The sequence below is a fragment of the Rathayibacter sp. VKM Ac-2879 genome (assembly GCF_015351245.1).
Taxonomy (GTDB): domain Bacteria; phylum Actinomycetota; class Actinomycetes; order Actinomycetales; family Microbacteriaceae; genus Rathayibacter.
Genome location: NZ_JADKSO010000002.1, coordinates 683,008 through 694,313, shown reverse-complemented (window position 1 = coordinate 694,313; position 11,306 = coordinate 683,008). Strand labels below are relative to the sequence as shown.

Genomic DNA, 11,306 nt, shown 5'->3' with positions numbered 1-11,306 from the left:
CGTGATCAAGCCAGACCTCGGCATCACCGTCCCCGACGACCTCGGCTCGGTCCACTTCATCGGGATCGGCGGCTCCGGGATGAGCGGCATCGCCCGCCTGTTTCACCACGCCGGACACCGGGTCACGGGCTCGGACGTCCGTGAGTCGCATCCGATCGAGCAGTTGCGCGAGCTCGGCATCCCGGTCGCCATCGGACACGATGCCGCCCATCTCGCCGATGCGGAGGCGGTGGTGGTGACCTCCGCCCTGTGGCCCGACAACCCGGAGTACCTCCTCGCCCAGGAGCGCGGCCTGCCGGTGCTGCACCGGTCTCAGGCGCTCGCGTGGCTCGTGCGCGGCAAGCGGCTCGTCGCCGTCGCGGGGGCGCACGGCAAGACGACCTCCACCGGCATGATCGTCACGGGCCTGCTCGGCGTCGGCGCCGATCCGAGCTTCGTCAATGGCGGAATCATCGAGAGCCTCGGAACCTCCTCGGCAGCGGGGTCGGGCGAGGTGTTCGTCGTCGAGGCGGACGAGTCCGATGGTAGCTTCCTCCTCTACGACACGTCGGTCGCCCTCATCACCAACGTCGACCCCGACCACCTCGACCACTACGGCTCGCTCGAGGCCTTCGAGGAGGCCTTCGTCACTTTCGCGTCGAACGCCCGCGAGCTCGTCGTGATCTCCTCCGACGACCCGGGTGCCCTGAGGGTCGCCGAGCGGGTAACGGGTCCGCGGGTCCTGACCTTCGGGGAGTCCGCGGACGCGGACGTCCGGGTCGTCGATCTTGAGCTCGTCGGGCCGGTCGGCTTCACGGTCGAGTACGAGGGTCGGAGGCACACGGGCCGCCTGCGCATCCCTGGGCGACACAATGCGATCAATGCCGCGGGGGCGTTCGCGGTGCTCGTCGGGCTCGGCGTCGATCCCGCCGCCGCCCTCGAGGCCGTCTCGGCGTTCGGAGGCACGGAGCGTCGCTTCGAGCTGCACGGCTCGGTTCGCGGAGTGAGCGTCTACGACGACTACGCCCACCATCCCACCGAGGTCGCCGCGGCGCTCTCTGCCGCGCGCACCGTCGTGGGCGAGGGCCGGATCATCGCCGTGCACCAGCCTCATCTCTACAGCCGCACCCGACTCTTCGCCCGCGAGTTCGCCGAGGCGCTCGAGCGCTACGCCGACGAGACGGTCGTGCTCGACGTGTACGGCGCTCGAGAAGACCCGGAGCCCGGCGTGACGGGAGCTCTGGTGAGCGAGAAGTTCGCGGACCCCTCGCACGTGACGTTCCTCGCCGACTGGCAGGAGGCGGCACACCGCACCGCGGAGATCGCGCGCGAGGGCGACTTCGTCATCACCCTGGGCTGTGGCGACGTCTACCGCATCATCCCGCAGCTCCTCGAGTCGCTCCGTGCGAGCGAGGTCGCCCCGGTCGGTCGATGACCCGGCTGGCGAGCACCGGGGGACAGGCGTGAAGCGGCCCGAGGTGGTCAAGCCCGCTCCGCGGAGGCGACCGGCGCCTCGCGCGACCCCGGCCGTGGAGGCGGAGGAGGGGATGACCGAACCGCTTGACCTCGATCACGCCGCGCTGTCCGCGAGCGAGCCTCCGTCGGGCGCATCGAGACCGTCTGCCGTCCCTCTCCGCGATCGGATCGAGGAGGCCGTGGCCTCCGTCCGCTTCTCGCTCGGCGAGCAGCGGCACATCGCCCGGGCCGCCCGGGAGCGTCGTCGTTTCGAGCGCGGGGAGGTGCGGCGGTTCACGAAGCGCTCGCGTCGCCGTCGCCTCGTCGCGTTGGCCGTCGCCGGCTCGCTCGTCGGCCTCGCGGTCGTGGTGGCCCTCGCCGCCTTCTCACCGCTGATGGCGGTGCGCACGATCGAGGTCTCGGGGACGGCACGGGTCGACGCCTCCGCCGTCGCCTCTGCCCTCGCCGATCAGGAGGGCGTGCCGCTCACCCTCGTCGACCGGGCGCAGATCGGGCGGGAGCTCGGTGCCTTCCCTCTGATCCAGAGCTACTCGGTGCAGACCCGTCCGCCGGGGACGCTCGTCGTCTCGATCATCGAACGCACGCCGATCGGGGTCGTCCCCGACGGTTCCCGCTTCGATCTGGTCGACGCGGCGGGAGTGGTCATCGAGACGGCAGACACGCCTCCGGCCGGCTATCCCCGCCTGTCGTCACCGAGCGACGGGGCCTCCGGCGTCGGCTTCCGTGCGACGGCGGCCGTGCTGCGCACGTTGCCCGCCGCGCTGCAGGGGCAGGTGACCGCGGCTTCGGCGACGACCGGCGACGACGTGACGTTCACGCTCGCCAACGGCGCGACGGTGGTGTGGGGCGGTGCGGGCGACTCAGCGCTCAAGGCGGTCGTGCTCGAGAAGCTGATGGCCGCGACCGATCCCTCGACGGTCGCCTCGTACGACGTGTCGTCGCCTCAGGCGGCTGTCGTCGCGCGACGAGGATGACCATGGGCGCAGATCCGTCGCGCTCTTCGACGAATGCGGGCGTGTCTGCTGGGAGCACGGCGCCGTACCGCCTACCGTCGGACCGAACCCCAAATGCATACTCAGCATAACTTTAAGCCTCAACTACAGGTTTAAGGTTCAGCCCGGAGGCCGAAGACGTGACTTCAAACCAGAACTACCTCGCCGTGATCAAGGTCGTCGGCATCGGCGGTGGCGGCGTCAACGCCGTCAACCGCATGATCGAGCTCGGCTTGCGCGGCGTCGAATTCATCGCGATCAACACGGACGCCCAGGCGCTCCTGCTCAGCGACGCCGATGTCAAGCTCGACGTCGGACGCGAGCTGACCCGCGGTCTCGGCGCCGGCGCCGACCCCGAGGTCGGCCGTCGCGCCGCCGAGGACCACGCCGAGGAGATCGAAGAGGTCCTCGCGGGGGCCGACATGGTCTTCGTGACCGCGGGCGAGGGCGGCGGCACCGGCACCGGAGGCGCGCCCGTGGTCGCGCGCATCGCCAAGTCGATCGGCGCGCTCACCATCGGCGTCGTGACGAAGCCCTTCGGGTTCGAGGGCCGTCGTCGTCAGACGCAGGCGGAGGCGGGTGTCGCCACTCTGAAGAACGAGGTCGACACGCTCATCGTCGTCCCGAACGACCGTTTGCTCGAGATCAGCGACCGTGGCATCTCGATGCTGGAGGCGTTCGCGACGGCCGACCAGGTCCTCCTCGCAGGCGTGCAGGGCATCACCGACCTCATCACGACCCCCGGCCTGATCAACCTGGACTTCGCCGACGTCAAGTCGGTCATGCAGGGTGCGGGTTCGGCGCTGATGGGCATCGGCTCGTCGCGCGGAGCCGACCGGGCGATCAAGGCGGCCGAGCTCGCGGTCGCGTCGCCACTGCTCGAGGCGAGCATCGACGGAGCCCACGGCGTGCTCCTGTCGATCCAGGGCGGGTCCAACCTCGGCATCTTCGAGATCAACGACGCGGCGCGCCTGGTGCAGGAGGCCGTGCACGCGGAGGCGAACATCATCTTCGGTGCCGTGATCGACGACACGCTCGGCGACGAGGTGAGGGTGACCGTCATCGCCGCCGGCTTCGACGGAGGTGAGCCGGGCGGAACGGCTCCCGCCGCCGTCGCGCAGCCGCGCACGCAGCAGAGCTCGCCCACGGAGGCCGAGTCGACCCCCGTCCCCGCCCCGGCTCCCTCCTCCGGATCGGTCTGGTCGGCCACACCCGTCGCGGCTCCTGCTCCGGTCGCCGACCCCTCGTTCGACGACGACGAGAGCGACCTCGACATCCCCGACTTCCTCAAGTAGTCGTGTCCGACCCCCGGCTGGCCGAGCGCTGGTCGTCGGTCTCCGAACGGGTCGCCGAGGCGGCCCGCTCGGCGGGCCGGGACCCAGCGTCACTGACGACGATCGTGGTGACGAAGTTCCACCCGGTGTCGCTCCTTCGCGAGCTGCTCGAACTGGGCATCGTCGACTTCGGTGAGAACCGGCACCAGGAGGCGCAGGAGAAGTCGGTCGATCTCGCCGGCACCCCCGCCCGCTGGCATTTCATCGGCCAGCTGCAGAGCAAGAAGGCGCGCCACGTGCGACGCTATGCGAGCTCTGTTCACTCCCTCGACCGATCGGCCCTCGTTCCCCTGCTCGACGGCGGTGAGAGCCCGCTCGACGTCTTCCTCCAGGTGAATCTGACCGACGATCCCGAGCGTGGGGGAGCAGCTCCGGCGGATGTCGAGGGGCTGGCCGAGGAGATCGTCGCCGCGCCAGGGCTCGTTCTGAGAGGCGTCATGGCGGTCGCTCCCCTGGGGGAGGATCCGCGTCCGTCGTTCGCGCGTCTCCGCTCGCTCTCGGAGCGTGTCGCCGCGATCGACTCCGCCGCCACGGCCATCTCGGCGGGCATGTCGCACGACTTCGCGGAGGCGATTGCAGAGGGTGCGACACACCTGCGAATCGGGTCGGCAATCACCGGCAATCGCCCCGCCCGCACGTAATCTCGTCGTGACCCACCTGTGGGAGCGACGACAACACGGAGGAAACAGATGGCCAACCCGCTGAAGAAGACGATGGTCTACCTCGGACTCGCCGACGAAGAGGTCGAGTACGAGCGTGCCGAGACCGTCGAGGCCGCTCCGGCCACGCATCGCTCCCCGGTCCAGCCCGTGCCCCCGGCCGAGCCGGCTCAGCAGCCGCGCGCGACCGTCACCCCGCTCCGCAAGTCCACCCCCCAGACCCCGAAGGCGACGGCACCCGCCGAGATGAACGAGATCCTCACCGTCCACCCGAAGCAGTACCGCGACGCTCAGGTCATCGCCGAGAACTTCCGCGACGGCATCCCCGTGATCATCAACCTCTCGCAGATGAGCGACGCCGACGCTCGGCGCCTCATCGACTTCGCGAGCGGTCTGTCGCAGGGGCTCTACGGCCGCATCGAGCGTGTGACGAGCAAGGTGTTCCTCCTCTCGCCGTCGCACATCACGGTGGCCGGCGATTCGGCCTCCGCCGAGAGCGACGCCGACGCGTCGTTCTTCGCGAAGTCCTGATCCCGGGAGCACTGCTCTCGGTGAACTCCGTCGTCTCGCTCCTCGGGAGCGTCCTCTACTTCGTTCTCCTCGTCTACTTCCTCGCGATGTGGGCGCGGTTCGTCCTCGATCTCGTGCGCGTCATCCGTCGCGACTGGCGGCCGCGCGGTGCGGGTCTCGTGGCTGCCGAGACCGTGTACACGGTCACCGATCCGCCGATCTCGTTCTTCCGTCGTGTCATCAAGCCCATCTCGATCGGCCCCATCGCCCTCGATCTGGGCTGGAGTCTCACGATGCTCTGCGTCATCGTCGGGATGTACGTCGCGACGTGGCTTCAGCGCGCCTGAGCCACGTCCCGCATCTCGGGGCCTGTATCGTTGGCGTGTCCCGACGTTCACCACGGTGCCGGCGCTGCGCCGTGCCCCTGAAGTTGCTAGCTTTAGTCGAACGTTCAATAAACGTGTACCTACTTGAAATCGAAGGTGGAAAGCCATGGCGCTCACTCCCGAAGATGTTGTCAACAAGCGGTTCCAGCCGACCAAGTTCCGGGAGGGCTACGACCAGGACGAGGTCGACGACTTCCTCGACGAGGTCGTCGTGGAGCTGCGTCGTCTGAACCAGGAGAACGAGGAGCTGCGCCAGCGCCTCTCCTCCGGTGACGAGCGCGTGCACGACGCCCCGGCGCCGGCAGCCGTCGTCGACGAGGCCCCGGAGCCCGAGCCGACTCCCGAGCCCGAGCCCACCCCGGCTCCCGCGTCGGTCGCCTCGCAGTCGGCCCCCGCCGACGAAGCCGAGAGCTCGAGCGGACTCCTCCAGCTCGCCCGCCGTCTCCACGAGGAGCACGTCCGCGAGGGCGCAGAGAAGCGCGACGCGCTCGTTGCCGAGGGTCGCGCCACCGCCGCCCGCCTCGTCGCCGAGGCCGAGGCCAAGCAGCGCCAGCAGATCGCCAAGCTCGAAGAGGAGCGCGCTGCCGTGGAGCACCGCATCGACGAGCTCCGCACCTTCGAGCGCGAGTACCGCCAGAAGCTCAAGAGCTACATCGAGGGTCAGCTCCGCGACCTCGACACCCAGCCGGTGTCGGCCGAGGCGTCCTCGTTCCCCGGCTTTGGGGCATAGCTCCGCCGCAGCGAACGTCAGGCCGAGGGTGCTGGTCACCCTCGGCCTCGTTGCGCTCGCGGTCTTCGCGATCGATCAGACCGCGAAGTTCCTGGTCTCGACCACGCTGACGATCGGCGAGGACGTCCACGTTCTCGGCGACGTGCTGATCCTCCACTACGTGAAGAACCCCGGCGCGGCGTTCTCCCTCGCGAGCGGATCGACGTGGATCTTCTCGATCATCGCGGCCTGCGTGGTCGTGGCCGTCGTGTGGTTCGCTCGACGCATCCGATCGATGGCGTGGGGTGTCTTCTTCGGCCTCCTGCTCGGGGGGACGCTCGGCAACCTGTTCGACCGTCTGTTCCGCGAACCGTCCTTCGGGCTGGGCCACGTGGTCGACTTCATCTTCACGCCGTGGCTTCTTCCGGCGATCTACAACGTCGCCGACATCTCGATCTGCACGGCCATGGGGCTCTTCGTGATCCTCAGCCTGCGGGGCATCGGCCTCGACGGCTCGCGGGCCGCGCGCGGCTCGAAGGCGGTGGATCCGGAGGGCGGGGACGACTCGGAGCCCCGCGGCATCGATCCGGAGGCGGCGCCCCCCGCGACCGAGCCAGGCGACAGCGGTCGCCGGCTCGGACCCTGATGGTCCAGTCCCGTTCCCTCCCCGTCCCCGACGGTCTCGATGGTCTGCGCGCCGACGCGGCCGTCGCGAAGCTCCTCGGCTTCTCGCGCAGCTTCGCCGCCGAGGTCGCGGAGGCGGGAGGCGTCAGCGCCGACGGCCGTGTCCTCGACAAGAGCGACCGTGTGCACGCCGGCGCCTGGCTGAGCGTCGAGTGGAGCCCTCGGGAGGAGCCGCGGATCGTGCCGATCCTGGTGCCCGAGCTCGGCATCGTGCACGACGACGACGACATCGTGGTGATCGACAAGCCGGTCGGGGTCGCTGCGCATCCCGCCGTGGGGTGGGAGGGGCCGACCGTGCTCGGAGCCCTCGCTGCGGCGGGCTTCACGATCTCCACCTCGGGTGCTGCGGAGCGCGCCGGCATCGTGCACCGCCTCGACGCGGGCACGAGCGGACTGATGGTCGTCGCGAAGTCCGAGCGCGCCTACACACACCTCAAGCGCGCGTTCCACGACCGCACGGTCGAGAAGGTGTACCACGCGGTGGTCCAGGGACATCCCGACCCGCTCGCAGGAACGATCGACGCGCCGCTCGGCCGGCACCCCTCCTCCGACTGGAAGTTCGCGGTGCGTGCCGACGGCAAGCCCTCGGTGACGCACTACGAGACGATCGAAGCGTTCCCGTTCGCCTCCCTCCTCGAGATCCATCTCGAGACCGGGCGCACCCACCAGATCCGCGTCCACATGGCGGCTCAGCGTCATCCCTGCGTCGGCGATGCGATGTACGGGGCCGACCCGACGCTCTCGACGCGCCTCGGCCTGACCCGTCAATGGCTCGACGCCGTGCGCCTCGGGTTCACGCATCCCGGAACAGGGGAGTGGGTGCAGTTCGAGGCGTCGTATCCCGACGATCTGGCGCACGCGCTCGAGGTGCTGCGCGGCGAGTGAACCGGCGGCAGATCCCGCCCACTCGGCCCCGCCCCTCCCCGCGCGGCTAGACTTTCTGCCGCCGAGGTCCCGACCTCTCGAGAGGTCCCCGGCACCCCAGCCCGCAGTCCGCCGGAGGCGCACCCTTGCCGAGTAACGATTCCTTCGTCCACCTGCACGTGCACAGCGAGTACTCGATGCTCGACGGCGCGGCGCGGGTCAAGCCGCTCATCGACGCGGCGGTCGAGGAGGGCATGCCCGCGATCGCGGTGACCGACCACGGCAACGTGTTCGGCGCCTTCGACTTCTGGCGCACGGCGACGGCCGCCGGCATCAAGCCGATCATCGGCACGGAGGCGTACCTCACGCCGGGGACCCACCGTTCGGACAAGACCCGCATCCGCTGGGGTGACGGCGGGGGAGACGATGTGTCGGGCTCGGGCGCCTACACCCACATGACCCTCCTGAGCTCGACGACCACGGGCATGCACAACCTGTTCCGTCTGTCGTCGAAGGCCTCGATCGAGGGCTACTACTTCAAGCCGCGGATGGATCGCGAGATCCTCTCGCAGTACTCCGAGGGCCTCATCGGCACGACCGGCTGTCCGAGCGGAGAGGTGCAGACCCGTCTGCGTCTCGGGCAGTATGCGGAGGCGCGCCAGGCGGCCGCCGACTACCGTGACATCTTCGGCAAGGAGAACTTCTTCGCCGAGATCATGGACCACGGCCTCGACATCGAGCGGCGTGTCATCGGCGACGTGATCCGCCTCGCGAAAGACCTGGGCCTCCCGCTCGTCGCGACGAACGACCTGCACTACACGCACGCGCACGACGCGACCTCGCACGCGGCTTTGCTCTGCGTACAGTCGGGCACCACGCTCGACGACCCCAAGCGTTTCAAGTTCGATGCCGACGAGTTCTACCTCAAGTCGCCGCGCGAGATGCGGCAGGTGTTCCGCGACCACCCGGAGGCGTGCGACAACACGCTCCTCATCGCCGAGCGCTGTGACGTGCAGTTCGATACTTCCGCGAACTACATGCCGCGCTTCCCCGTGCCCGAGGGCGAGACGGAGGACACCTGGTTCACGCGAGAGGTCGAGGCGGGTCTGCGCGAGCGCTACCCCGGAGGCATCGGCCAGGAGGTCCGCGAGCGGGCGGACTACGAGATGGACGTCATCCGCCAGATGGGCTTCTCCGGCTACTTCCTCGTGGTCGCCGACTTCATCAACTGGTCCAAGCGCAACGGGATCCGCGTCGGCCCCGGCCGCGGCTCGGGCGCCGGCTCGATGGCCGCCTACGCGATGCGGATCACCGACCTCGACCCGCTGCACCACGGCCTGATCTTCGAGCGCTTCCTCAACCCCGACCGCGTCTCGATGCCCGACTTCGACGTCGACTTCGACGACCGTCGCCGCGGCGAGGTCATCCGCTACGTGACCGAGAAGTACGGCGACGAGCGCGTCGCACAGATCGTGACCTACGGGACGATCAAGGCGAAGCAGGCGCTCAAGGACGCCTCCCGCGTGCTCGGCTTCCCGTTCGGGATGGGCGAAAAGCTCACGAAGGCGATGCCGCCCGCGATCATGGGCAAGGACATTCCTCTCAGCGGGATCAACGATCCCGAGCACGCCCGCTACAAGGAGGCGGTGGACGTCCGGACCGTCATCGCCGAGGACCCGCAGGCGAAGCTCGTCTTCGACACGGCGCTCGGCCTCGAGAACCTCAAGCGCCAGTGGGGCGTGCACGCTGCCGGCGTCATCATGTCGAGCGATCCGCTGATCGACATCATCCCGATCATGAAGCGGGAGCAGGACGGCCAGATCGTCACGCAGTTCGACTACCCCGCGTGCGAATCGCTCGGCCTGATCAAGATGGACTTCCTGGGGCTGCGCAACCTCACGATCATCGACGATGCGCTCGACAACATCCGGGCGAACAGGCAGCAGGACCTCGTGCTCGAGGACCTCTCTCTCGATGACCAAGGCGCCTATGATCTGCTCGCCCGCGGCGACACGCTCGGCGTGTTCCAGCTCGACGGCGGACCGATGCGCGGGCTCTTGCGCCTGATGAAGCCCGACAACTTCGAGGACATCTCGGCCGTCCTCGCGCTGTACCGACCGGGCCCGATGGGTGCCGACTCCCACACGAACTACGCCCTGCGCAAGAACGGCGTGCAGAAGATCACGCCGATCCATCCTGAGCTCGAAGAGCCGCTCGCCGAGGTCCTCGGCGGCACGTACGGCCTGATCGTGTACCAGGAGCAGGTCATGTCGATCGCGCAGAAGCTCGCGGGCTTCACGCTCGCGCAAGCCGACCTGCTGCGGCGCGCGATGGGCAAGAAGAAGAAGTCCGAGCTCGACAAGCAGTTCGAGGGCTTCTCGGGCGGAATGATCGCCAACGGCTACTCGATGGAGGCGGTCAAGACCCTCTGGGACATCCTCCTGCCCTTCTCGGACTACGCCTTCAACAAGGCGCACTCGGCGGCCTACGGCGTGGTGTCGTACTGGACGGCGTACCTCAAGGCGCACTACCCCGCGGAGTACATGGCCGCGCTGCTTACGAGCGTCGGCGACTCCAAGGACAAGATGGCCGCCTACCTCAACGAGTGCCGTCGGATGGGCATCAAGGTGCTGCCGCCCGACGTCAACGAGTCGATCGGCTTCTTCGCCGCCGTCGGCACCGACATCCGCTTCGGCCTCGGTGCCGTGCGCAACGTCGGGATGAACGTGGTCGACGGCATCCGCGCGGCGCGCGAGGAGAAGGGGCGCTTCGAATCGTTCCACGACTTCCTCCGCAAGGTCCCGCTGCAGGTGGCCAACAAGCGCACCATCGAGTCGCTGATCAAAGCCGGCGCCTTCGACTCCCTCGGATCAACCCGCCGTGCTCTCGTCGAAGTGCACGAGGACGCTGTCGAGGCGGCCGTGGGCGAGAAGCGCAACGAGGCCAACGGCCAGGTCGGCTTCGACTTCGACAGCCTGTGGGACGAGCCGCAAGCGGCGACCCAGGTGCCGGAGAGACCGGAGTGGGCCAAACGCGACAAACTCGCCTTCGAGCGCGACATGCTCGGCCTCTACGTCTCCGATCACCCGCTCGCCGGGCTCGAAACGGAGCTGGCCAAGCACTACAGCACGACGATCGCCGACCTCCTGATCTCCGAGACCGTCGCCGACGGCGAGACCGTCGTCGTCGCCGGACTCGTTACCAGCGTGCAGCACCGCATGGCGAAGACCTCGGGCAACCAGTACGGCATGATCCAGGTCGAGGACTTCGGCGGCGAGATCACCTGCATGTTCATGGGCAAGGCGTACCAGGAGTTCGCCCCCGCCCTCACCAACGACTCCATCGTCGTGGTCCGCGGCCGAGTGAGCATGCGTGATGACGGAATGAACCTGCACGCGTTCAGCCTGTTCGCCCCCGAGCTCAACCAGGACGGCGACTCCGGCCCGCTCACCGTCTCGATGCCGGAATCGCGCGCCACCACCGACACGGTCTCGCAACTGAGCGACGTGCTCATCCGCCACTCCGGGCAGACGGAGGTGCGGCTCAAGCTCATCAAGGGCGAGACGGCGCGCATCTTCGAAGTGCCTTTCGCGGTCCGCATCACCCCCGACCTGTTCGGAGAGCTGAAGAGCCTGCTGGGTCCTCACTGCCTGTACTAGGCTCCGAGCCGGCCTCTGCCGGGGTCGGGGCGGTGAGAGACGCCGGTAGACTGA

General features: G+C 68.7%; 10 protein-coding genes. All 10 read left to right on the top strand.

Annotation, left to right across the window (positions count from 1 at the left end; genetic code table 11):
- Position 1 precedes the first annotated feature (1 nt).
- The 10 genes from murC (at position 2) to dnaE (ending at position 11,252) form a co-directional block, all read left to right on the top strand.
- Entirely contained in the window at positions 2 to 1,414 is a 1,413-nt protein-coding gene (murC, locus tag ITJ45_RS08255; protein WP_194607883.1) for a UDP-N-acetylmuramate--L-alanine ligase, read from the top strand.
- Positions 1,415 to 1,526: 112 nt separating this feature from the next.
- On the top strand, positions 1,527 to 2,429 hold the full coding sequence (locus tag ITJ45_RS08250) for an FtsQ-type POTRA domain-containing protein (RefSeq protein WP_194607884.1): 903 nt from the start codon (positions 1,527 to 1,529) through the stop codon (positions 2,427 to 2,429).
- Positions 2,430 to 2,587: 158 nt separating this feature from the next.
- The gene (ftsZ, locus tag ITJ45_RS08245) at positions 2,588 to 3,742 is read left to right on the top strand and encodes a cell division protein FtsZ (protein ID WP_194607885.1); all 1,155 of its coding nucleotides are present in this window, start codon (positions 2,588 to 2,590) and stop codon (positions 3,740 to 3,742) included.
- A 2-nt stretch (positions 3,743 to 3,744) separates the two neighbouring features.
- A complete protein-coding gene (locus ITJ45_RS08240) occupies positions 3,745 to 4,422 on the top strand; it encodes a YggS family pyridoxal phosphate-dependent enzyme (protein WP_194607886.1) in 678 nt (225 codons plus the stop codon).
- A gap of 48 nt (positions 4,423 to 4,470) precedes the next feature.
- Positions 4,471 to 4,971, top strand: a complete 501-nt coding sequence (locus ITJ45_RS08235; RefSeq protein ID WP_194607887.1) for a cell division protein SepF — start codon at positions 4,471 to 4,473, stop codon at positions 4,969 to 4,971.
- A 20-nt stretch (positions 4,972 to 4,991) separates the two neighbouring features.
- Entirely contained in the window at positions 4,992 to 5,297 is a 306-nt protein-coding gene (locus tag ITJ45_RS08230) for a YggT family protein (protein WP_323742881.1), read from the top strand.
- Between the two features lie 145 nt (positions 5,298 to 5,442).
- Positions 5,443 to 6,066: a DivIVA domain-containing protein gene (locus ITJ45_RS08225; RefSeq protein WP_194607888.1), complete on the top strand. Its 624-nt coding sequence runs from the start codon at positions 5,443 to 5,445 to the stop codon at positions 6,064 to 6,066.
- A 28-nt stretch (positions 6,067 to 6,094) separates the two neighbouring features.
- The gene (gene lspA, locus ITJ45_RS08220; protein WP_323742882.1) at positions 6,095 to 6,691 is read left to right on the top strand and encodes a signal peptidase II; all 597 of its coding nucleotides are present in this window, start codon (positions 6,095 to 6,097) and stop codon (positions 6,689 to 6,691) included.
- Positions 6,691 to 7,614 (top strand): RluA family pseudouridine synthase, encoded by a 924-nt coding sequence (locus ITJ45_RS08215; RefSeq protein ID WP_194607889.1) that lies wholly within the window; start codon positions 6,691 to 6,693, stop codon positions 7,612 to 7,614. The genes lspA and ITJ45_RS08215 overlap by 1 nt, the downstream gene beginning before the upstream one ends.
- A 176-nt stretch (positions 7,615 to 7,790) precedes the next feature.
- Positions 7,791 to 11,252, top strand: coding sequence for a DNA polymerase III subunit alpha (dnaE, locus tag ITJ45_RS08210; protein ID WP_416365288.1), 3,462 nt, complete (start codon positions 7,791 to 7,793; stop codon positions 11,250 to 11,252).
- The last annotated feature ends 54 nt before the right edge of the window (positions 11,253 to 11,306 follow it).

What these genes read in the sequence shown, in the direction of transcription:
- ITJ45_RS08250 (WP_194607884.1), top strand. Translation starts at nt 1,527, where the DNA reads ATGACCGAACCGCTTGACCTCGATCACGCCGCGCTGTCCGCGAGCGAG.
- ITJ45_RS08235 (WP_194607887.1), top strand. Translation starts at nt 4,471, where the DNA reads ATGGCCAACCCGCTGAAGAAGACGATGGTCTACCTCGGACTCGCCGAC.
- ITJ45_RS08225 (WP_194607888.1), top strand. Translation starts at nt 5,443, where the DNA reads ATGGCGCTCACTCCCGAAGATGTTGTCAACAAGCGGTTCCAGCCGACC.
- ITJ45_RS08215 (WP_194607889.1), top strand. Translation starts at nt 6,691, where the DNA reads ATGGTCCAGTCCCGTTCCCTCCCCGTCCCCGACGGTCTCGATGGTCTG.
- dnaE (WP_416365288.1), top strand. Translation starts at nt 7,791, where the DNA reads ATGCTCGACGGCGCGGCGCGGGTCAAGCCGCTCATCGACGCGGCGGTC.